The following is a 20863-nucleotide window of genomic DNA, read 5'->3' on the forward strand; positions in this document are numbered from 1 at the left end:
GACGTGGTGCGGGCGCCTGTTCAGGGCGTACGGCGCTTGCCGCGCGGGTTGAGCTGTTCCTGCAGGCCGTCGGAGATCAGACCGAAGGCCGCGGTGGCGATGGCCAAGGTGATGCCGGGGACGATCACCAGCAGCGGCGCGTCCTTCATATAGCGCTGGCCCTCGAAGATCATCCGGCCCCAACTGGGCGTCGGCGGCTGGATGCCGAGGCCCAGATAGCTCAGGGACGCCTCGACGAGGACACAGGTCGCCGCCGTGTTCGCGTACTGGACGAGCGCGGACGACAGCACGTTCGGCAGCACATGCCGGACGATGATCACCGGGGTCGGCACCCCGGCGATCCGGGCCGCCGAGACGAAGTCGCGCTCGCGCACGGTGAGCGCCGGGGCCCGCACGATCCGCGCGAAGTAGGGGACGAAGATCAGGCCCATGCCCGCGATGAGGACCCACATGCCCGGGGTGAAGACCGACACCAGCACAAGTGCCAGCAGCACGGAGGGAATCGACATCGCGGTGTCCATCGCCGCCATCAGGACCGCGTCCAGCCGGCGGGCGTTGTAGCCCGCGACGAGCCCGATCGGGATGCCGATGAGCGCGGCGAGCGTGGTCGCGCCGAAGGCCACCAGCAGGGACTGCCGGGCCGCGCCGAAGGTCCGGGTGAACAGGTCACGGCCGAGGTTGTCGGTGCCCAGCCAGTGGCTGCCCGAGGGGCCGGTGAGCAGCGAGTCGCTGACGTCCGTCGCCGCGTAGCGGCCGAAGACGCCGATGGCCAGGGACAGCAGCACGATCCCGCCGAGGACGCAGACACCCGTGGTCAGCGTCGCGTTCCAGCCGAGGCGCGGCCTGCGCCGGCGCGCCGCGGGGACGGTGACGGCGGGTGCGGTGGATTCAACCGTCACGGCGTGCTCCTGTCGTCCGGATACGGGGGTCGATGAGGGGATAGACCAGGTCGGTCACCAGGTTGATCAGCACATAGGAGGCACCGAGGGCGAGGATCGCGCCCTGGATCACCGTGAAGTCGTGCTGGGTGATGGAGTTGACGATCAGCGAACCGAGACCGGGGAGCGCGAAGACCTGCTCGATGATCACGGTGCCGCCGACCAGCACCCCGAGCTGGAGCCCGCCGGCGGTGACCACCGGCACCAGCGCGTTGCGCAGCGCGTGCCGCAGCATCAGCCGCCGTCGCCCCGCGCCCTTCGCCGCCGCCGTCCGCATGAAGTCCTGGCCCTCGACGTCGAGGACGGCGGCCCGCATGTAGCGGCAGAGGGTCGCGCCGAACGGGATGCCCAGGGCGACGGCGGGGAGCAGCAGCACCTGGAGGTTGAGCAGCGGATCCTGCGAGAACGGCACGAAGGAGAACAGCGGCCAGGCCGGTGCCACTGTGCTGAACAGGAGGACCATGACCGTGCCGACGACGAACGGCGGGACGGCGAGCCCGAGGAACGCGGCGCTGTTGACCACCCGGTCCCTCGCGCGCCCCTGGTACATGGCCGACCAGATCCCGGCCGGGATGCCCCACAGGACCGCGATCACCGCCGCGTACACGGCGAGTTCCAGGCTCACCGGGAGACGGTCGGCGACTTGTGCGCCGACGCTCTGCCCGTCCAGCAGGGACGAACCGAGGTCGCCGCGGACGGCGTGCCCGATCCAGCTCAGGTACTGCGACCACACGGGCTGGTCGAGTCCCAGCTGCTGGGTGATCTGGGCGCGCAGTTGGGGAGTCGAGTTCTCGCCGGCGATCAGGGCCGCCGGGTCACCGGGGACCAGGTGTGCCAGCGCGAACACGATGGCACTGAGGCAGAGGACCACCGCGAGCGAGCGGACCACACGGATCGAGAGGTAGCGCAGCACTGGATCTCTCCCTATATCGCGACGGCGGGTGCTGACGCCCGCGCCGTCGTGGGGCGGGCCGGATCGGACGGGCGGTGCCGCGCGGCCAGCACACCGCGTACGGCCTCGGCCGCGTTCGGGTCGAAGGCCCGGCCCTCGCGGAACACCGCGCGCAGCCGGCGCCGGTCGGCGAGCACACTCAGATCGGCGAGCGGGTCGCCGTCCACCAGCAGCAGGTCCGCCCACATGCCCGGCGCGACCGTGCCCGTCCGGGCACCGAGACCGAGGGCCTCGGCGGCGGTCGAGGTGGCCGCGACCAGCACCTCCGCCGGGGTCATGCCGATCTGCTCGTGCAGCAGCTCCAGTTCGCGGGCGTGGTTCCCGAAACGCATCGTGTTGGAGGAGTCGCTGCCCGCGATGATCCGCACCCCGGCCCGATGGGCCCGGCGCACCGACTCGAGCCGGCGCTCACGCAGCGCCTCCGCCTTGTCCAACTGCTCGGCGACCAGCCCGCGTTCGGCCCCGTGCTCCGTCATGAACTCACTGATCGACAGGGTCGGGCACAGGAACGTGCCCTGTCCGAGCATCAGCTCCACGAGGTCCTCGTCGAGGTCGGAGCCGTGCTCCAGCGTGTCCACCCCGGCGACCAGCGCCGCCGTGATCCCGGCCCGCGTGTGCGCGTGGGCCGCCACCCGCAGGTCCAGGGCGTGCGCCTCGTCGACGATCGCGTCGATCTCGGTGTCCGTGTAGTTGCGCCACCCGGTCTTGTCACCGACGGAGAGCGTGCCCCCGCTGGTGCAGATCTTGATCAGGTCCACGCCCATCCGGGCGTACTCCCGGACCCGCTTGCGGCACTCGTCGACGCCGTCCGCCGGCGGCCACATCCGCTTCTCGTCGAGGGTGGCCGGACAGAACATGTCGCCGTGCCCCGCCGTCATGCCCACGAGCCCGGAGGCGACTACCCGCGCCCCGTCGAGGACGTGCTCGTCCATCACGTGCTTGACCGCCACCTCGGGCAGCGAGCCCGCGGTGTCGCGGACCGTGGTGAAACCCGACCGCAGCGCCTCACGGGCGTTGGCCGCGGCATGCAGGGTCTGTTCCTCCGTCGAGGTCAGCATGTTCCACAGCTGCACGTCCTGCGGCCGGGTGCCCGCGTTGGACCGCAGATGCACATGGCAGTCGATGAGTCCGGGCAGCAGGGTCGTCCCCCGCAGGTCGTACACCGTGTCCGAGGGGTACGTCGCCACCGTGTCCGCGGTACCCACCTCGGCGATCACGGCACCGTCGATCACCACGGCCATGTCGGTCCGTGCGGCACCTCCTGTGCCGTCGACCAACGTCATTCCCGCCAGGACTGTTCGCTCCGTCATGGGACCGTGTTCACTCCTCTCCGGGGGACTGGTACAGAGGAGTGTGGGGCGGCGGTGATGTCACCGTGTTGCGGTGCAGCTTTCGCTTGGAATTCACACGGGACGCGCAGGAATGCGCCACCCCTGGAAGCGCAGATTTGCGCCGCCCGCGGCCCCTCACAGGGCGCTCACGAGCGCCGTGTCGGCGCCCACCGGCCCCAGCGCGGTCGCCCCGCCGGGGGTGCCCAGCGGGGCCGTACGGCCGGACAGGGGCTCCTCGAAGAAGCGGCGGTTGTCGGCGCGGTGCTCCGGGTCGGCGAGCCGGTCGACGGTGATCGCCTGCTCCGGGCAGGCCGTCTCGCAGGCGCCGCAGTCGATGCACTCGACGGGGTTGATGTAGAGCTTGCGCTCGCCCTCGTAGATGCAGTCGACCGGGCACTCCTCCATGCAGGACCGGTCCATGATGTCGACGCAGGCCGATCCGATGACGTAGGCCATGACTAGCTCTCCTTCTCGGTGGAATGCCCGGGGAACAGCGCTGCCGCCGGGTCGATGACGGTGGCCGCGTTGTTGACGGCGGTGGCGGCCTCGCCGAAGCCGACCGAGATCAGCCGGACCTTGCCCGGGTAGTCGGTGATGTCGCCGGCGGCGAACACGCGGGGCAGATTGGTGGCCATGCGGGTGTCGACGGTGATCCGCCGGGCCTGGAGTTCCAGTCCCCAGGTCTGGAGCGGCCCCAGGTCGGCGAGGAAACCGAGGGCGGCGACGACGGTACGGGCGGGCAGCAGCCTGGTCGTCTTCGCCGCCCGGTGCCGCACCTCGATCCGCTCGACCCCCAACTCGCCGTGGATTGCACTCACTTCGGAGTCGGTGATGATCTCGATGCCGAGGGCGCGCACCTTCTCCACGCTCGCCGCGTGCGCCCGGAAGCGGGCGGTGCGGTGGACGAGGGTGACGGACCGGGCGATCGGGGCGAGCAGCGCCGCCCAGTCGAAGGCACTGTCCCCGCCGCCGACCACGACCACGTCGTGGTCGGTGTGCTCGGCCGGGTCCGGCACGAAGTACACCTGCCCGCGCCCGAGATATCCCTCGCCCGCCGGCAGCGGCCTGGGCGTGAACGTCCCCACCCCGCCCGTGATCACCACCGCCCCCGCCCGTACGACGGTTCCCCGGTCGGTGCGGACGAGGGGGTGACCGTCGCGGTCGTGGGCCAGGTCTTCGGCCCGCTCTCCCAGGAGATAGCGGACGTCGTACGGGGCGGCCTGCGCGACCAGGCTGTCGACCAGGTCGCGACCGCGCACCGAGGGGAACCCGGCGATGTCGAAGATGGGCTTCTCCGGGTACATGGCGCTGATCTGGCCGCCGCACTGGGGCAGTACGTCCATGACCGTGACGCGCAGTCCGCGGAAGCCCGCGTAGTAGGCGCCGTAGAGGCCGGAAGGGCCGGCGCCGATGATCAGGATGTCGGTCTCGATCACCGGTGTCTCGACCGGCTCGGCAAGGTGAACGCTCATGGTTCAGGAGCGTAGGAACGGCCTGCCCTCCGCCCAACGGAACCGGTCCGGCTGCCGGGACGCCCCGGTCAGACGAGGGCGAGTTCGACGCTTCCGGTCACGCACGGGGTGCCGTCGGCCTTGACGACGGTCACGTCCAGGGACACCCGGGCGCCCTCCACCGCGCGCACGGTCGCGGTCCAGGTGAGGGGTTCACCGGCCACGGCGGTCGTAAGGTTGCGCCAACTCACCGTCTCAAGCCGGGAGTTCGGCCCGGCCCACGCCAACGCGTACCGGGTGAGGGTCTCGCCGTGCAGGGTGGACTGGACGACCACGTCCTCGAAGCCCTCCGAGGCGGCGAAGGCGGAGTCGTAGTGGATGCGGTGGGAGTTCCAGGACACGGCGCTGAAGCGGAAGAGCTGGACCGTGCTGTGCGTGTACCGCTGCGGCGGGCAACTGGCCCCGGCGACCGGCGTGTTCATGCGGCTCCTGCGGGATCGAGGGCCTCCTGGACGACGATCGTCTCGTCCACGGCGGTCAGTTCGGTGCCGTCCGCCGTCGTGAAGCGGGTGGTGAGGCCGAGCAGGACGAACGGGCCGGAGCGGCCCTGTTTGCACTCGGCGGAGGTGACCGCGCGGGAAGCGGTGACCCGGCTGCCCGCGACCGGGGCCCGCAGCAGCCGGACGCTCTGCCCGCCGTGCACCTGGCGGACCGGCAGGCCCTCGGTGCACGGCGACTCGCGGGCGGCGAGCCCGTCGGGCCGCAACTCCCCTTCTGGTGGCCCGTCCTCCCAGCTCATGGTGGCCGCGAGGAACAGGGCCGGAGCCTCGACCGGAGCGCCCGCCGCGTCCTGTTCCCGGGCCCGGCGGATGTAGTCGGCGTCGTTGAGCGCGGCGGCGTACCGGCAGAAGTCCTTGACGGTGACCGTGCCGCAGTCCTCGTCCTCCCAGCGGCCGACGAGCCTTTGGGCCCGGGCCAGCACCTCGTCCAGGGCGCTCACAGGGCCGACCGCAGCGCCCGGCCGATGCCCAGGCCGGCGGTGCGCAGCGCGCTCGCGTGTGCGGCGGCGTCCACCCGGTACGTCGGCGCGGTGATCGACAGGGCGCCGGCGAGCGTGTTCTGCCGCCCGAAGACCGGCACGGCCATGCTCATGTAGCCGAGTCTGACCTCCTCCGCCTCGGTCGCGATGCCCTCCTCCCGGATCCGCTCCACCTGTCCGCGCAGCCGCCCCGGTGAGGTGATGGTGTGCCGGGTGAACGGTTTCAGCCCGTTCCTGACCACCTCGCCGAACAGAGCGGCGGGGGAGAAGGCCAGGATCGCCTTGCCGGTGGCGGTGCAGTAGAGCGGCAGCCGCCCCGCCACCCGGGACTCCTCGCTCAGGCCCCGGTGCGGCAGGATCTTCTCCAGATAGACGACGTCGAGGCCGTCGTGGATCGCGAAGTGGATGGTCTCCTGGGTGGCCAGCAGCAGATCCTCCATGTACGGCTGGGCCACCTCGCGCAGGATCCGCTGCCGGTGCACCCGCTGCCCGATCTCGAAGAGCCTGAGCCCGAGCCGGTAGTCGCACCCCGCCCGCTCCAGCAGCCCCCACACCACCAGCTCCTGGCAGAGCCGGTGCACGGTGGCCTTCGCGACTCCCGTACGGCGCACCAGATCCGCCAGGGAGAGCGACTCGTCGTCGACGGTGAACGCCTCCAGGATGGGCCGCACCTTGCCGAGGACGGAGTTCATCGAGTCCGGCCCGAGGGACGGTCCGGTCGCGGGAGGCGGGGGAGCGGGGGCCACGGCGCGGGCGATCGGGACGACGGTCATGGCAGACACCTCACGATCAGGGGTTACGGCTGGAATCTCACGATCAGTGACCGGACGACGACTCGGCGAGGAACGCGAGGCTCAGCGGGTTGTACAGCGTGGCCTTCTCATGTTGCGGCCAATGTCCGCATTCGGTGAAGACCTCTAGCCGGGCTCCGGGAATCGCGGCGGCGATCGCCTCGGCCTCCGGAACGTCCCCGAGCGGGTTCTTGTTGCCCCACACCACCAGCGTCGGGGCCTTGATCCGCGCCATGCGGTCCGGGCGCAGCAGATTCCGCTCACGGGCCTCCACCTCCTGGAGGGCGAGCAGATTGTGCAGGTTCCGCTGGAAGTCGGGGTGGTGGTAGATCTCGTAGCGCACCTGGGTCAGTTCCTCGCCCAGGTCCTCGTCCCACTCGGCCCACAGCAGGGCCAGCCGGTCGCGGGTGTAGGAGATCTCCGGCTCCATGGCCGCGGCGCGGGTGGAGGTCTTCAGGCGTTCCATCACCGCCGGGTTGATCTTCGTGCCGCCCATGCACAGGAGCTGGAGGGAGGCCACCCGGTCCGGGTGCTCGCTCGCGGCCCAGGATCCCACCCAGCCGCCCAGCGACTCGCCGACCAGGTGCGCGCGTTCGGCACCGACCGCGTCGAGGTAGGCCATCAAGTGGTCGACGTACGCCGGGATTTCACCGGGTCGGTCGGGCTTGCCGGTGTAGCCGTGGCCGAGCATGTCGATGGCGTGGCAGCGGTAACCGGCCTCGGCGTGCGCCGGGATGTTCCGGACGAAGGCCTCCAGGTGGCCCGTCGTGCCGTGCAGGAACACCACGTGCTCGCCGTCCTCCGGACCGGCTTGCAGGGCGCGGGTGGTGACATCGCCGGTCTCGACGTACGCGTGCCGGTAGTCGATGCCCGAGAGTTCGGTCCAGATGGTCATGACTGCCTTTCGGTGTCTGCTTGTTGGGGGCCAAGGACGGCGACTTGTCGGGGATCCAGGACGGCCACGGCCATCCCGGTGAGCCACTCGGGCATCGGTTCGTAGGCCAGCCGGCGGCCGGGCACGTGGTCGAGCACGGCCGACATCAACAGCCAGGTGCGCAGCTCCTGAGCCCCGTTGCCGGCGGCCTTCTCCAACTCCTCGGTGGAGTACGCCGTGATCCGCCGGATCTCGCCCCGCTCGACAAGAGCAAGGAACTCGTCGTCGAACTCCGGGTTGAGCGCGGCCTCGGCGGCGCGGATGATCTCGCGGCGCCGGACGTCGTAGTCCTGCCAGTTCTCCCGGCCGTTGAGCCAGGCGCCGACCATGAACTCCTCGTCGTCGCCGTGCGGTTCGCGCCAGTCCGGCCAGGGCAGCCGGTGCGAGAGCCCGCCCGAGCCGACCACCGCCACCCGCCGGTCGCCGGGGAAGGAGAGGACGGCCTCCCGGATCGCCCGGCCCAGTTCCTCGCAGCGGGTCAGGGTGGGCAGGGGCGGGGCGAAGACGTTCACCACGATCGGCACGATCTCCACGTCCAGCCCCTCGAAGAGGTACTGGATGGCGTGCGACTGACCGTGGTCGATCTGCAGCCTGGCGGAGAACGCCGGGTCGAAACTCCCGTTCTCCACAAGGGAGTTGGCCAGGTGCCGGGCCAGCGGGACGTCGACCGGCTGGGGCCCCTTCGGGGTGCCCGACTCGCCGCTCGCGACGCACTCGCCGACGCCGATCGTGAAGCTCGGGATCAGGTCCAGCCAGAAACCCCGGAAGTGATTGGAACCCACCAGGATCACCGTGTCCGGGCGGGCCGCGAGCAGTGCCTCCCGGGCCTCGCACAGCGCGTCGCGGAACCGCTCCGCCCGGTCCTTGTGGAAGGTCTCCTCCCAATGGGTGTTCATCAGCGTGCTGTGCGAGGCGCCCACGCCCAGGACGATCTCCGTCATGCCGCTCTCCCTTCCACCTCGGCGCGGGACCGGGTCACCGTGTCGACCGCCGTACGGATCAGATGGCGCGTCAGCTTCTCCATGGCCCGCACGGAGACCGTGTTCATGCCCCGCGCGAAGTCGATGTCGAAGAGGGAGTCGGTGACCTTCGGCATCCCGACCCGTACGGTCGGGATGCCGCGCCCGCGGAGGATGTTGGCGTCGGTGGCCCCGCTGTTGCCCCGGATCACTTCGTGCTCGCGCCCCTCGAAGGCGGCCCAACTCGCCGCCGCACTGCGGCAGATCCAGCTCTCCGGGTCGGTGCCGGTGCCGGGGATCGCCAGCACCATCTCGGCGCCGACGTCGATGTTCTTGTCACGCAGGGCGCGGATGGCCGCCATGAACTCCCGCTTGGCCTGCATCGGCGTCGTGTCCGGGCCGATCCGCAGGTCCACCATGAGGGTGCAGGAGGCCGGTGTCACCGCCGCCGTCCGGGGCCAACCCCCTTGGATCGAGGACACGATGCCCTGGGGGGCGACCGTGCCGGAGGTGTGCCGTTCGGCGTACTCGACGAACCACTCCTCCAGATGCCGGGCGACCTCTCCGGCGCGCGCCACGGCGTTGTCGTAGGGGAGGCGGTGGCGGGAGCCGACGTAGGTGTGCGTGCCGTGGACCGTCACCTCGAACCAGACCAGGCCGACCTCGTCCCAGGACACCGTCCAGCCGGGCTTGGCGATGAGCGCGTAGTCCGTCCACACGCCCTGTTCCAGGAGGAACGAACAGCCCACGCCCTGACCGGTGTTGAGGCGGCTGGAGCCGGGGCGGGCGTTGGTGGGCATGCCGCCGGCGCCGAAGGCCGCGACCAGGTCGCCGGTGAGCGGAACGCCGGCCAGCGCGATCGCCTCGGCGGCCATCAGCACGCAGGCCGCGTGGCCCTTCGGGTTGGAGGCGCCGAGGCCGACGACGAGATCGTCGTGGACGGTGGCGCGCGGACGCATGTCGTCCCGCAACTCCGGCCCGATCCACGGGAGATCCTCGCTCTCCTCGCCCACCGTCAGGGTGTCGATCGGCGCGTAGAGCATCAGGTCGGGGCCGGTGCCGTCGCCGGAGAGCCGGGCCCACGCGTTGGCCTGCCGGTCGTCCAGCGGCTGGACGCGGGCCGGGCAGCCGGCCGTCGTGAGGGTGTCGGCGATGTGCGCGGCGAGCGGGCCCTCGTCGCCGGTCGGGGACGGGATGTCGACGAGCCCGGTGATCAGGTCGCGCAGCCGGTCGGCGGTGACGTGCTGCCAGGCGTCGGCGACCCAGGCGGCCCGCGTGTCGTCCAGACCGGCCAACTCGCCCGCGGCGCTCACTGGTTGACCCTGTGTACCTGAGTCATCGTCGTACGCTCGAAGCGCTTCTTCGCGAGCGGGAGCCCGATCGCGATCCCGGCTCCGACGAGCAGGGTGAGCAGTGTGCGGCCCATGGTCAGGCCTCCTTCCCTTCGGTGCCAGTGCCGGCGAGCTTCTTGCCGTACTCCTCCTCGCTGAGGTTCCGCCAGGCGGTCAGCGAGATGTCGGGGCGGTAGAGCTTCTCCGGGGGAGCGTCGGTGATGTCGACCATCCAGGCGTCCTGGCCGGAGAACTGGCCGTGGAACAACCAGCGGATCGCACCGAGGTACTTGGCGTAGAAACGCAGGGTGTCCCAGCCCTCGGTGAAGTTGACCATCACGCCGACATAGCGGTGGTTGTCCTGGTCGACGGGGACGTAGAACTCGTAGTGGATGAAGTTCGGGTACGCGATGCGCAGCACGCCGGGCATCGACAGGGACGCGAAGCCGGGGAACTCCTGGGCCTCGATCGTCGGGTTGACCTTGTCGGGCTTGCCCGTGTTGCCGATGTTGAAGGTCTCCTTCGGCGGCTGGGCCTTCCACCAGCGTTTGTTGGTCCAGCGGCCGACACCGGGGAAGTCCGCCTGCCAGTACACCTCGTCCTGGACCCGGAAGATCCAGCGGCCCTTGGGCACGATCCGGGTGATGTTCCAGGTCGGCATCGGCTTGAAGAGCCGCCAAAGTGCCGTGCGGTGCAGGTACTTGGCGTGCCCTTCGTCGAAGCCGTTCTCGCAGGCGAAGCGCCAGTTGCCGCTGCGCGGGTCGATCCGGCCGCCCATCACGAAGGCGTTGGAGACGAGCTCCTCGGGCAGCTGCGAGTCGATGGGGTGCGGTTCCTCGTCGGTGAGGGGGATGTACACCCACACCATGCCGAGCCGCTCCTCGACCGGGTACGTCCGCACCGAGACCTTGCCGGTCAGCCGGCAGCCGGGGCCGTCGGTGATGACCGCGGCGAGCTTGCCGGTGGGCAGGTCGAAGGTCCAGCCGTGGTACGGGCAGCTGACCGTGCCCGGGAACTGCTGGTTGCCCTCGGAGAGCGGGACACCGCGGTGCGGGCACCGGTTGTGCAGCGCGTACGCCGTGCCGTTGTCCCGGATCAGGGTGATCTTCTCGCCGCAGATCGTGAACGGGAGCGGATCGCCGGTGATCTGGCTGGACCAGGTGACCGGGTACCAGTAGCCGCGGAAGCCCGCGTCCGCCGCGTCGTAGTGGGGCCACGACTTCCAGTCCTGGCGGCCGGGCTCACCCGCTGGTCTGCGGCGGCTCCGGACCGGTGGCTGAGTGTCGGGAGAGTCGTCGACCGTCATCGTGGGCGTCCTCCTGCTGCCGGGTGAGCTGTGAGCCGAGCATGCGGCGGGCGGCGGATCCGCCCAAGAGACCCGGTCCACTGAGCAGACCGGGCCCCGGGGCGGCGGCGGAAACGCGGCGCTCCTGCCCTCGTCCGCCACATTTCGCCGAGGATGCGGGCCGCGGCCGGCGCTCACCGGCGCGTCCCGTTCAGCGGACCCTCGTCGCTGCGCGGAGGCCACCCGCCGTTCTACGGTGCGTCGAATCGCCGGGCCGCACCGGACCCGGCCGCGCCCTGCGGAGTGTCGCGTCCCGCATCCCGCATCGATACGGAGTGAAGTTGTGACGACCGCGATGTCCCGCGCCCTGGTCCTGGAGAGCTTCGGCTCGCTGCCCCGCCCGGTGGAGCGCCCGGTGCCCGAGCCGCGCCCCGGCCACACCCTGGTACGGATGCGGGCGGCCCAGGTGGGCCACCTCGATCTGAACGTCGTGGACGGCAAGTTCGGGATTCTGCCCGACCTGCCCGCCGTACCGGGCACCACCGGATGCGGGATCGTCCTCGCCTCGGACACCCACCCCGAGGGCACCCTCGTCCGGCTCGGCGGCAAGGGCCTCGGCCTGCGCCGCGACGGCTGCTGGGCGGACCACGCACTGGTGCCGGACGCCGCCGTGGAGGTGGTGGCGGAGGGTACGGACCCCGCCCTGGCGTGCAGTTGGTTCTCACCGGCGGGCACGGCGTGGGCGGCCGTGCACGCGGTCGCGCACGTGCGGCCCGGGGAGCGGGTGCTCGTGACCGGCGCGGCGGGCGCGGTCGGGGCGCTGACCGTGCAGGTCGCCGCACGGGCCGGGGCCGAGGTGGTCGGCGTGGTCGGACGCCCGGCCAAGCTCGCCCATGTCCCCGCTCCCGCCAAGTCCCTCCTGGCCTGCGACCTGTCCGTGGAGGCGGTGGGCGGCCCGGTCGACGTCGTGATCGACACGGTCGGCGGCCCGGTACTCCGCGACACCCTCCCGCTGGTCCGCCCGCGTGGCCGAGTGGCGCTCGTCGGCTACACCGCCGGACGCGAATTCACCGTCGACCTCGCGGACTTCCTGCTGGCCGACGTGTCCCTGCTGCCGGTGAACCTGATGACGCGGGGCAAGGAGGTCGCGGCGGACGCGGAGGCACTGCTGGCCGAGCTGCGGACGGGGGCGCTGACCCTGGAGATCGAGCGCCATGGACTGGACGGGTTTGCGGAGGCCGCCGATCGGCTGCGGAGCGGGGAGGCGCTGGGGAAGGTGGTTCTCGAACTGAGTTGAGGTCCTCAACTCCGGGCCCCGGAGCGGGCGATCGCGTCACACGACCTTGACGACGACGCCGGCGCCTTCGAGCGCGGTCACCTCGTCGGCGGGGGCGCTGGTGTCGGTGACGAGGGTGTGCAGGAGTGTGGCGGGGCCGACGTGGGCGAAGGCGGTGTGTCCGAGCTTGCCGCCGTCGGCGGCGACGACGATGCGGCGCGAGGAGGCGACGCCCGCCTTCTTCACGGCCGCGTCGTCGAGGTCGTAGGCGGTCAGACCCTCGGCCGCGCTCAGCCCGCAGCAGCCCATGACGGCGGTGTCGAAGCGCAGTGCCGCCAGGGACGCCAGGGTGAGGGGGCCGGTGAGAGCTCCCTCGGCGGCCCGGGGCTGCCCGCCGGGCACCAGCAGGGTGGCCGGGCCCGGACTCTCGCCGAGCACGTGGACGGCCTGCAGGGACAAGGGCATCACGGTGACCGGCCGCCGACGCAGCAGATGGGCGATCTCCAGGCAGGTGGTGCCGCTGTCGAGGAGGACGGTCTCGCCGTCGGCGACGAGCGAGGACACCTCGGCCGCGATCCGCCGCTTGGCCTCGACGGACTCGTGCGCCCGCAGCGCGAACGGCGGCTCCTCGCCCCGGAGCAGCAGGGTGCGTGCCCCGCCCCGGATGCGTTCGAGGACGCCCTGTGCGGCCAGCGCGTCGAGGTCGCGCCGGATGGTCATCTCGGAGGCGCCGGTCAGTTCGACGAGTTCCTGGACCGTGATCCGGCCCGTCTCCCTGACGGCCTGAGCGATCGTCCCGTGCCGGTCTGCGTTGCTCATGAGGCGATTGAACACCAGCCAATACGAACATTCAATGTGTGCGAAGTGCCAGTATTCAATCGCACATCATGTTCGTTACGGTGGATCTCATGAATGATTCGCTTCGAGGTGCCCGCATCGCGACCTTTGTCTACTTCAGTCTGTGCGGGACGCTGATGGGCACCTGGGTGGTGAACATCCCCGCCGTCGAGGAGCGCGTGGGCATCACGCACGCGACGCTCGGGGGGCTGCTGGTACTGCTCGGGCTCGGAGCGTTCATCGGTATGCAGGTGGCCGGGCCGCTGACCGACCGGCTCGGGGCGCGCGTCGTCGTCCCCGCCACCGGCGTGCTGGGCAGCGCGGCCCTGGTACTGCCCGGCCTGCCCAGGGACCGGTGGACGCTGGCCGGTGCCCTGCTGGTCTTCGGATTCTGCAACGGCTGCCTGGACGTGAGCATGAACGCCCACGCCGTGCACGTGGAGAAGGCGTACGGCAGGCCCGTCATGTCGGCGTTCCACGCCACGTTCTCGGTCGGCGGCGTCCTCGCCGCACTCGTCGGGGCGGCCACGGCGAGCGCCGGTCTGAGCCCGGCCGCGGGCATGGCCGCCATGGGCGTCCTGGGCATCGCGACCGCCCTGATATCAGCACGCGCGCTGCTGCCGGCCGCGCCGATCGCCGCCAGGGCGGAGACCGAGCCGGTCCCGGCCCCCGGGCGGCGCGGCGCCGGCAGGCGCATCTGGATCCTCGCCGCCCTGGCCCTGATGGTCATGCTGTGCGAGGGAGCCGCCAACGACTGGAGCGCACTGCACCTGAAGGACGTCCTCGGCGCCCCCGCGAGCACCGCCGCCTTCGCCTACGGCACCTTCGCCGCGACCATGACCGTCGGCCGACTGCTCGCCGACCGGCTCGTCGCCCGGTTCGGGTCCATGGCGATCCTGAGGTACGGCGCGGCGACGGCCGCCGTCGGCATCACGATCGTGACCGTCTCCCCGTGGATCTGGGCCGCGTTCGCGGGGTGGGCGCTGTTCGGTCTGGGGCTGTCCGGCTGTGTTCCGCAGTTGTTCAGCGCGGCGGGGCACGCCGACCCTTCCGCCGCCGGGGCCAATGTCTCCCGCGTCGCCGGGCTCGGCTACGTCGGCATGCTGGCCGGCCCCGCCGTCATCGGCTGGCTGACCCACCTCGTCGCCCTGAACCACGCCTTCGTCCTGCTGATCCTGCTGTGTGCGATCACCGCCGTGGCCGCCGGGATCCTGCGCACCGGATCCGACCGCACGCCCGAGCCGGCACACAGCGGCCACTGACCGCCTGTGCGGCACGGCTCACTCCGTGCCGCACAGGCTTCTCCTCCCGCCCCGACCGCCGGAACCCGGAAGAACCCTCACCATGACCACTGACCGCAGCATCGTCCTGTTCGACCTCTTCGGAGTCATCGCCCGCCATCAACGCCCGGGCGCCCTGGGGAAGATGGCCGCCCGCTGCGGCACACCCACCGATGCCTTCACCGAGGCCTACTGGGCCTGCCGTCCGCCCTACGACGCCGGTCAGCAGTGCGCGCCCGAGTACTGGACCGCCGTACTGCGATGGCTGTCCAGGCCCGTCGACGCCGACACCGTCGAGGAACTGCGCCGCACCGACATCGACAGCTGGTCACGCGTCGACGACTCGATGGTCGCCTACGCCCAGTCCCTCCGCGCCGTCGCCGAGGTCGCCCTGCTGTCCAACATCCCCTCGGACCACGCGGACGCCTTCCTCGCCGCGCAGCCCTGGCTGCACCGGCTGGACCACGTCGCCTTCTCCGGGAAGATCAAGGCGGCGAAACCGGACCCGGCCGCCTTCCAGCACTGCGTCGTCGCCCTGCGGGCCGCCCCCGCCGACTTCCTCTTCGTCGACGACCGCGAGGAGAACGTACGCGCCGCGCGGACCGTGGGGATGAACGGACACGTCTTCACCGACCGCGCCGAGCTGGCGGCCGTCATCGACGCCTGGCTGCCGCCGCGAGCGGTGCTCACCCCAGGACGACCACGGCCCGCCCCCGGCAGCACACCACGTCACCGGAACCGCACCGCTCGACCAGATCGAGAGTGATCTCACCGTCGACTCCGCCCACCGAGCCCACGGTCCCGGTCACCACCAGCCGGTCTCCCGCATGGGCCGGTGCCCGGTTCTGCCACTCCAGCTCCCGCACCTGCCCGCTCTCGCCCGCGAACTCCGCGGCGGCGCGATGGAACAGACAGCCGTGCAGCTGAGCCATGACGACCGGCCCGGCCAGCCCCTCGGAGCGGGCGAACTCGGTGTCGTAGTGGATGCGATGGGCATTGCGGGTGACCGCGCCGAACCGCAGCAGGGTGATCGCGTCGGGGGTCAGCCCGACCGGCAACACGGCCTGCCCGACGGTGATGTGACGGTCCGTCATCGGACGATGAACCTCTCCGTGACCTCGACCAGCGTCCCCCGCGCCGAGCCGTACACCTTCTCCACGGTGAGCAGCAGGAACCCCTCACCGCTGCCCTTTCGCTCCACGGCCGTCAGGGTGCGCCGCAGTTCGATCCGGTCGCCGGCCCGTGCCGCCGCGATCCAGCGCACCGCCTGGCCGCCCGCCATCAGCCGGACCCCGAGCCCGTCGGTGCCGGGCACCTCGTCGCGGTACATGCCGTCCGGCCGAAACTCCAACGCATCGGCCCCGGGCGCCCCGCGCAGCAGGCTCACCACATACATCGGATGCACGGCGAAGTCGGCGTGACCGGGATCGACGAGACGCGGCGCGCTCTCCCCGGCCGTCCGCGCGAACTCCGCCGCGTCCTCGGCCCGTACGACACCCAACGACCGCCGCTCCCACGTCCCCATCGGCGCCCGGGCCCGCTCCTCGACCAGCTCCAGCTCGGCGTTGCGGAACATGGGCTGCCTCCTGTCCTCATCCGATGCCCGGACGCTAAGGAGGACCGTCCCCCGGCCGCCACGGAACCGGCCCGCTCAGCGGACCGTTCCGCTTGGGCGGAGATCGCCGCCGTCCCACCATCGGGACATGGACCTCATGGACATCCAGCCGCCGCCGGAGGGCGCCTACGCGGAAGCGGACGGCGTCAAATACCACTACGTCGAACTGGGGGAGGGCGGCCCCACGGTCAGCCCCGCCGTCTTCCTGCACGGCGGCGGCCCCGGCTGCACCGGCTGGTCGGACTTCGGACAGGTGGCCCCCCTGTTCGCGAAGGACCGCCGCTGTCTGCTCGTCGACATCCTCCAGTACGGCAAGTCCGCCAAGCCCGTCATCGAGGGCCCCATGTGGGACTACCACGCGGCCAAGACCGTGGCCCTCCTCGACGAACTCGGCATCGACCGCGCCGACTTCGTCTGCAACTCCTGGGGCGGCACCATCGCCCTCAACCTCGCCGCCAAGTACCCCGACCGCGTACGGTCGTTGGTGATCACCGGCAGCATGCCCGTCTTCTACGGCCCTCTCGCACCGCTGCCTGAAGGCGGCCGGCGCGGCCGTAACGCCCGGGACGTCTACTACGGCGGTACCGGCCCCTCATGGCAGAAGATGCGCGAACTCATCGCCCGCCTGGAGTGGTTCGACCCGGACGCCATCCCCGACGCCACCGTGACCCTGCGCTACGAACAGAGCCTCGACCCCGAGGAGACCGCCCTCGCCGGCGCCTCCGACAACCCGCGCGGCGACTGGCAGGACCTCACCGCCGAACTCGGCCTGATCGCCGCGCCGACGCTCTTCGTGTGGGGCATGCAGGACGCGTTCCTGACCCCCGACTACCCGCTGATGCTGGCCCGCATGATCCCCAAGGGCAGCCTGCACGTGATGAGCGAGGCCTCCCACCACCCGCAGGAGGAACGGCCCCACGACTACCACAGCGTCGTCACCGGATTCCTGAACCAGCAGCACCACTGACTCTCCGGGGAGGAGACGTGAGCCAGTCCGCTCCGCGCGTCGTCGAACTGTCCAGTCCCTTCACCCGGTTCGCCGGCCGGCTGCTGGTCGGACTCGGCTACGAGGTCGTACTCGTCGAGCCGCCGGAAGGCGACGAGACGCGACGCGAACTCGACGGCGACGCCTTCGTGCATTGGCACGCGGGCAAACGCTCGGTCGTCCCCGCCTCGCCCGAGGACCTGCGCGCCCTGCTGACCACCGCCGATGTGCTGCTCGACGGGAGTGCGGGCGGCGCGGAGGCGCTCGCCGCCGGACTCGACGACCTCGTGCACGTCCGCGTCACCCCCTTCGGACTGCTCGGCCCCCGCAGCGACTGGCAGGGCACCGACCTCGTGGTGGCCGCGCTCGGCGGAATGCTCGCCCAGGTCGGCGACCCCGACGGCTCGCCGCTACGGCTGCCCGAGCAGCAGGCCGAACAACTCGCCGGCGTCAACGCGGCGATCGCCGCCCTGCTCGGCCTGCGCGCTCGCCGTACCGGTCCGGGACAGCTCGTCGATGTCTCCGCACAGGCCTGCGTGGCCGCCGCCCTGGAGGCCGGAACCCTCGCCTATCTGCACGAGGACCGGGTTCCGCCACGCCCCGGCCGCGTCCACCCCCTCGTCCCGCACGGCCTGTTCAGGGCCGCCGACGGCTACCTGGGCGGCGGACTCGGGGGCAGTCCCCGCATGTGGGACGCGCTGCTCGACTGGCTGCGCGAGGAGGACGCGGCGGCCGACCTCACGGAACCCCGCTGGCAGGACCCGGTCGAACGCAAGAGACACCAGGAGCACGTGTTCAAGGTCGTCCAGGACTTCGTGGGCACCTGGCCGAAGGCCGAGTTCGCGGAGCGCGCCCAGGCCAGGAAACTCCCCTGGGCCGCCGTCGACCTGCCCCACGAACTCCTCGACAACCCCCAGCTCACGGCCCGCGCGTTCTTCACCCGGGTACGGACACCTCAGGGCGAACGGACCGATCTGGGCTTCCCCTTCGCGTTCCCGGAAGGCCACCGGGTACGGGAGCTGGACGTCCGGGGCGTGGGCGCGGACCAGGAACTGCTGCATGCCGCACCGCCCACCGAACGCCCGGTGCGGCACGCCTCCGTACAGCCCGCCCTCCACGGCATCCGCGTCCTCGACCTGACCTGGGTCCTGGCCGGCCCCTACTGCACGAAGATCCTCGCCGACCACGGCGCCGACGTCATCAAGGTCGAGTCCGCGGGCCGCCCCGACCCCACCCGCTTCGCCCCCTTCATGCACCTCTCGCGCGGCCCCCACACCGACCCCAACACCAACGGCTACTTCAACGAGGTCAACCGCAACAAACGCAGCATCGCCCTAGACACCCGCACCGCCGACGGCATCACGGTGCTGCGCGAACTCATCGCCCACAGCGACGTCCTCGTGGAGAACTTCAGCTCCACGGTCATGCGCAAACTCGGCCTGGGCTACGAGGAGTTGCGCCGGATCAACCCCGGACTCGTCTACGTCAGCATGTCGGGCATGGGCCACACCGGACCGCGCAACGGCTGGGTGTCGTACGCCGACACGGTCTCCGCGAGCGGAGGCCTGACCGCACTCACCGGCTGGGGGCCGGACGACGTGGTCGGGGTGATCTACGGCCACGGCGACATCGTCGCCGGACTGCAGGCCGCCCTCGCCACGGTCGCCGCCCTGGAGCACCGCGCCGGCACCGGACGCGGACAGCACATCGACCTGTCCCAACTGGAGGCGATCGCCGCCCACCTGGGCACCAGCCTCCTCGGCGGTCCGGAGGTCGGACCGGCCGGGAACACCCACCCGAGCTGGAGCCCGCAGGGCGTCTACCGCTGCCTCGGCACGGACCGCTGGCTGGCCGTCAGCGTGCGCGACGACACGGAGTGGGCCGCGCTCTGCGAGGTGATCGGCCGCCCCGAACTCGCCACCGACGAACGGACCTTGACGGCCGACGCGCGCAGACACGCCACGGACCTGGTCGACGCCGCGCTGGGGGAGTGGACCCGCACGCTTCCCGCCGGCGTCGCCGCCGAGGCGCTCCAGGCCCACGGCATCCCGGCCGGAGCGGTCCAGGACGGCCGTGAACTCGTCGAGCACGACCCGCAGTTGAGGGCCCGCGGCTTCTATGTCCGCAAGGAGCACCCGGTCGCGGGCGCCTTCCTCCACGAGGGCGTCCCGATCCGCCTGACCCGCACACCCGGCGCGGTCCGTAAGGCCGCGCCCGTGCTCGGCGCCGACACCGACGCCGTACTGGAAGAGGTGGCCGGGTTCTCGGCGGAGCGCGTCCAACAGCTCCGGGAGGCCGGAGTCCTGCGGTGATCGACACCATCCCCGGTCTCATCGAGGCGGCGGCAGCGGAGTTCGGCGAACGGCCCTTTGTGCGGGCCGGGGAGGTGACGCGGACATACGCGCAGGCCTGCACGGCCGCGGCCACGATGGCGGGAGCGCTCGCGGAGCGCGGCTGCGGGCCGGGGGACCGTGTCGCCGTCATGGCGCGCAACCGGATCGAGTTCGTCGATCTCATCCTTGGCTGCGCCTGGCTGGGAGCGGTACTGGTCCCGCTCAACACCGGCCTGCGGGGAAGTGGGCTGAGGCAGGTGCTGCGCACGGCGGAGCCGCGATTCCTGTTGGCGGACGAGGAGTTGGCGGAACGTGTCGTAGCGGCCGGTTTTCAGGGGCAGTTGTGGGTCGTGGGCGGGGGAGACGTGCCGGCGCCGGGCGTGACCACCGCCGTGCCGCCGGCCCAAGTGCGCCCGCACGACACCGCCTTCGTGCTGTTCACCTCGGGCACCACGGGAGCGGCGCGCGGTGTGCGCTGCCCGCACGCGCAGACCGTCTGGTGGGGCCGCAACGTCTCCGACTCGCTCCGTCTCACCGCCGACGACGTGCTGTACACCTGCCTGCCGCTCTTCCACACCAACGCCCTGACCACCCTGACGCAGGGGATGGAGGTGGGCGCGAGCTGTGTGATCGACGAACGGTTCTCCGCCACACGGTACTGGGAGCGGGTGGCCGAGACCGGGGCGACCACCGTCTATCTGCTGGGCGCGATGGTGCCCATGCTGCTGGCGCAGCCGCCGGGCCCGGCCGACCGCGCACACCGGACCTGGCGGGGGCTCTCCCCGGCCACTCCCGGGTCCGCGTGGGAGCCGTTCCGCGAGCGGTTCGGCGTCACGCTCGTCGACGGATTCGGGTCCACGGAGACGAACCTCGTGATCGGGTCGACGCCCGAGGAACAGCGGCCCGGCTACGTCGGCACCGTGCGCGAGGGCTTCTCCGCGCGCGTGGTCGACGAACTGCTCGACCCCGTCCCGGACGGAGTCCCCGGCGAGCTGCTCGTCCGCAGCACACACCAATTCGCCTTCTGCACCGGCTACTTGGGGGAGCCGGAGCCCGGCCCGACCGAGTGGCGGCGCACCGGCGACCGGGTGGTCCGTGAGCCCGACGGGTGGTTCCGGTTCGTCGACCGGATCAAGGACGTCATCCGGCGGCGCGGCGAGAACGTCTCCTCGCACGAGGTGGAGTCCGTCGTCCGCGCGCACCCGGCGGTCGCCGACGCGGCGGCCTTTCCCGTGCCCTCGGAGCTGGCGGAGGACGAGGTCATGGTCGCCGTAGTCCCCGTGCCCGGGCAGGTGCTGGACCTCCGGGACCTCGTACGCCACTGCGCGGAGGAGCTGCCCCCGTTCGCGGTGCCCCGCTACATCGACACCGTCCGTGAGCTCCCGCTCACCGAGACCGGCAAAGTTCGCAAGGCGGCATTGCGGGAACGTGGGGTCACCGCCACCACCTGGGACCGCTCCGCATCACCCACCCCGGCACGACATCAAACTTGAACCGTTTGTTTTCTTGAATCACTCGTGTTTATG

General features: G+C 71.4%; 21 protein-coding genes. 6 read left to right on the forward strand and 15 right to left on the reverse strand.

Annotated elements, in window-relative coordinates; genetic code table 11:
* Window positions 1-20 precede the first annotated feature (20 nt).
* The 12 genes from OH768_RS50435 to OH768_RS50490 all read right to left on the reverse strand — a co-directional run bounded on the left by OH768_RS50435 (window position 21) and on the right by OH768_RS50490 (window position 11032).
* Window positions 21-899 carry an ABC transporter permease gene (locus OH768_RS50435; protein WP_406464077.1) on the reverse strand — a complete coding sequence of 293 codons (879 nt, stop codon included), beginning with the start codon at window positions 897-899 and terminating at the stop codon, window positions 21-23.
* Window positions 889-1851, reverse strand: a complete 963-nt coding sequence (locus OH768_RS50440) for an ABC transporter permease (protein WP_406464078.1) — start codon at window positions 1849-1851, stop codon at window positions 889-891. The genes OH768_RS50435 and OH768_RS50440 overlap by 11 nt, the downstream gene beginning before the upstream one ends.
* Window positions 1852-1862: 11 nt before the next feature.
* Window positions 1863-3200, reverse strand: a complete 1338-nt coding sequence (locus OH768_RS50445; RefSeq protein WP_406464080.1) for an amidohydrolase family protein — start codon at window positions 3198-3200, stop codon at window positions 1863-1865.
* Window positions 3201-3356: 156 nt separating this feature from the next.
* Window positions 3357-3677: a ferredoxin gene (gene fdxA / locus OH768_RS50450; RefSeq protein ID WP_406464082.1), complete on the reverse strand. Its 321-nt coding sequence runs from the start codon at window positions 3675-3677 to the stop codon at window positions 3357-3359.
* Window positions 3678-3679: 2 nt separating this feature from the next.
* Window positions 3680-4693 carry an NAD(P)/FAD-dependent oxidoreductase gene (locus tag OH768_RS50455; RefSeq protein WP_406464084.1) on the reverse strand — a complete coding sequence of 338 codons (1014 nt, stop codon included), beginning with the start codon at window positions 4691-4693 and terminating at the stop codon, window positions 3680-3682.
* Window positions 4694-4761: 68 nt separating this feature from the next.
* Window positions 4762-5154 (reverse strand): acyl dehydratase, encoded by a 393-nt coding sequence (locus tag OH768_RS50460; protein WP_406464086.1) that lies wholly within the window; start codon window positions 5152-5154, stop codon window positions 4762-4764.
* The gene (locus tag OH768_RS50465; protein ID WP_406464088.1) at window positions 5151-5672 is read right to left on the reverse strand and encodes a MaoC family dehydratase N-terminal domain-containing protein; all 522 of its coding nucleotides are present in this window, start codon (window positions 5670-5672) and stop codon (window positions 5151-5153) included. Before OH768_RS50465 ends, OH768_RS50460 begins: the two co-directional genes overlap by 4 nt.
* On the reverse strand, window positions 5669-6484 hold the full coding sequence (locus OH768_RS50470) for an IclR family transcriptional regulator (protein ID WP_406464090.1): 816 nt from the start codon (window positions 6482-6484) through the stop codon (window positions 5669-5671). The genes OH768_RS50465 and OH768_RS50470 overlap by 4 nt, the downstream gene beginning before the upstream one ends.
* 43 nt (window positions 6485-6527) lie before the next feature.
* Entirely contained in the window at window positions 6528-7397 is an 870-nt protein-coding gene (locus OH768_RS50475; RefSeq protein WP_388112456.1) for an alpha/beta fold hydrolase, read from the reverse strand.
* Window positions 7394-8377 carry a catechol 1,2-dioxygenase gene (locus tag OH768_RS50480; RefSeq protein WP_406464092.1) on the reverse strand — a complete coding sequence of 328 codons (984 nt, stop codon included), beginning with the start codon at window positions 8375-8377 and terminating at the stop codon, window positions 7394-7396. Before OH768_RS50480 ends, OH768_RS50475 begins: the two co-directional genes overlap by 4 nt.
* Entirely contained in the window at window positions 8374-9708 is a 1335-nt protein-coding gene (locus tag OH768_RS50485; protein WP_406464093.1) for a M20 family metallopeptidase, read from the reverse strand. The genes OH768_RS50480 and OH768_RS50485 overlap by 4 nt, the downstream gene beginning before the upstream one ends.
* 115 nt (window positions 9709-9823) lie before the next feature.
* Window positions 9824-11032, reverse strand: coding sequence for a Rieske 2Fe-2S domain-containing protein (locus tag OH768_RS50490; protein WP_406464095.1), 1209 nt, complete (start codon window positions 11030-11032; stop codon window positions 9824-9826).
* Window positions 11033-11354: 322 nt separating this feature from the next.
* Between OH768_RS50490 and OH768_RS50495 the strand changes: the two genes are divergently transcribed.
* Window positions 11355-12308: a zinc-binding alcohol dehydrogenase family protein gene (locus OH768_RS50495; RefSeq protein ID WP_406464097.1), complete on the forward strand. Its 954-nt coding sequence runs from the start codon at window positions 11355-11357 to the stop codon at window positions 12306-12308.
* A gap of 36 nt (window positions 12309-12344) precedes the next feature.
* Here OH768_RS50495 and OH768_RS50500 read toward each other — a convergent pair whose 3' ends face one another.
* Window positions 12345-13106 (reverse strand): DeoR/GlpR family DNA-binding transcription regulator, encoded by a 762-nt coding sequence (locus tag OH768_RS50500; protein WP_406464098.1) that lies wholly within the window; start codon window positions 13104-13106, stop codon window positions 12345-12347.
* A gap of 89 nt (window positions 13107-13195) precedes the next feature.
* On the opposite strand from OH768_RS50500, the gene OH768_RS50505 reads away from it, so the two are divergent.
* Both OH768_RS50505 and OH768_RS50510 read left to right on the forward strand, forming a co-directional pair.
* Window positions 13196-14386 carry an MFS transporter gene (locus OH768_RS50505; RefSeq protein ID WP_406464100.1) on the forward strand — a complete coding sequence of 397 codons (1191 nt, stop codon included), beginning with the start codon at window positions 13196-13198 and terminating at the stop codon, window positions 14384-14386.
* 82 nt (window positions 14387-14468) lie between these two features.
* A complete protein-coding gene (locus OH768_RS50510; RefSeq protein ID WP_406464101.1) occupies window positions 14469-15170 on the forward strand; it encodes an HAD family hydrolase in 702 nt (233 codons plus the stop codon).
* On the opposite strand, the gene OH768_RS50515 is transcribed toward OH768_RS50510, so the two are convergent.
* Entirely contained in the window at window positions 15091-15498 is a 408-nt protein-coding gene (locus OH768_RS50515; RefSeq protein ID WP_406464103.1) for an acyl dehydratase, read from the reverse strand. The two genes, OH768_RS50510 and OH768_RS50515, sit on opposite strands and share 80 nt — an antisense overlap.
* Window positions 15495-15980, reverse strand: coding sequence for a MaoC family dehydratase N-terminal domain-containing protein (locus tag OH768_RS50520; protein WP_406464105.1), 486 nt, complete (start codon window positions 15978-15980; stop codon window positions 15495-15497). The genes OH768_RS50515 and OH768_RS50520 overlap by 4 nt, the downstream gene beginning before the upstream one ends.
* A 127-nt stretch (window positions 15981-16107) precedes the next feature.
* Between OH768_RS50520 and OH768_RS50525 the strand changes: the two genes are divergently transcribed.
* From OH768_RS50525 to OH768_RS50535, 3 genes are read left to right on the forward strand one after another with little or no spacing between them, the layout of a single operon-like run.
* Window positions 16108-16986 carry an alpha/beta fold hydrolase gene (locus tag OH768_RS50525; RefSeq protein ID WP_406464106.1) on the forward strand — a complete coding sequence of 293 codons (879 nt, stop codon included), beginning with the start codon at window positions 16108-16110 and terminating at the stop codon, window positions 16984-16986.
* A 17-nt stretch (window positions 16987-17003) separates the two neighbouring features.
* Window positions 17004-19316, forward strand: a complete 2313-nt coding sequence (locus OH768_RS50530) for a CoA transferase (protein WP_406464108.1) — start codon at window positions 17004-17006, stop codon at window positions 19314-19316.
* Complete coding sequence (locus OH768_RS50535) at window positions 19313-20830, forward strand: AMP-binding protein (RefSeq protein ID WP_406464110.1); 1518 nt, start codon at window positions 19313-19315, stop codon at window positions 20828-20830. Before OH768_RS50530 ends, OH768_RS50535 begins: the two co-directional genes overlap by 4 nt.
* Window positions 20831-20863: the final 33 nt, after the last annotated feature.

It is taken from the genome of Streptomyces sp. NBC_01622 (genome assembly GCF_045209635.1).
In the GTDB taxonomy this organism is placed as follows: domain Bacteria; phylum Actinomycetota; class Actinomycetes; order Streptomycetales; family Streptomycetaceae; genus Streptomyces.

Bases quoted from the DNA above. Each gene is read 5' to 3' on its own strand.
- OH768_RS50525 (WP_406464106.1), top strand. From the start codon at position 16,108: ATGGACCTCATGGACATCCAGCCGCCGCCGGAGGGCGCCTACGCGGAA.
- OH768_RS50520 (WP_406464105.1), bottom strand. From the start codon at position 15,980: ATGTTCCGCAACGCCGAGCTGGAGCTGGTCGAGGAGCGGGCCCGGGCG.
- OH768_RS50490 (WP_406464095.1), bottom strand. From the start codon at position 11,032: ATGACGGTCGACGACTCTCCCGACACTCAGCCACCGGTCCGGAGCCGC.
- OH768_RS50445 (WP_406464080.1), bottom strand. From the start codon at position 3,200: ATGACGGAGCGAACAGTCCTGGCGGGAATGACGTTGGTCGACGGCACA.
- OH768_RS50500 (WP_406464098.1), bottom strand. From the start codon at position 13,106: ATGAGCAACGCAGACCGGCACGGGACGATCGCTCAGGCCGTCAGGGAG.
- OH768_RS50470 (WP_406464090.1), bottom strand. From the start codon at position 6,484: ATGACCGTCGTCCCGATCGCCCGCGCCGTGGCCCCCGCTCCCCCGCCT.
- OH768_RS50515 (WP_406464103.1), bottom strand. From the start codon at position 15,498: ATGACGGACCGTCACATCACCGTCGGGCAGGCCGTGTTGCCGGTCGGG.
- OH768_RS50510 (WP_406464101.1), top strand. From the start codon at position 14,469: ATGACCACTGACCGCAGCATCGTCCTGTTCGACCTCTTCGGAGTCATC.
- OH768_RS50460 (WP_406464086.1), bottom strand. From the start codon at position 5,154: ATGAACACGCCGGTCGCCGGGGCCAGTTGCCCGCCGCAGCGGTACACG.
- fdxA (WP_406464082.1), bottom strand. From the start codon at position 3,677: ATGGCCTACGTCATCGGATCGGCCTGCGTCGACATCATGGACCGGTCC.
- OH768_RS50455 (WP_406464084.1), bottom strand. From the start codon at position 4,693: ATGAGCGTTCACCTTGCCGAGCCGGTCGAGACACCGGTGATCGAGACC.
- OH768_RS50475 (WP_388112456.1), bottom strand. From the start codon at position 7,397: ATGACCATCTGGACCGAACTCTCGGGCATCGACTACCGGCACGCGTAC.
- OH768_RS50505 (WP_406464100.1), top strand. From the start codon at position 13,196: ATGAATGATTCGCTTCGAGGTGCCCGCATCGCGACCTTTGTCTACTTC.
- OH768_RS50480 (WP_406464092.1), bottom strand. From the start codon at position 8,377: ATGACGGAGATCGTCCTGGGCGTGGGCGCCTCGCACAGCACGCTGATG.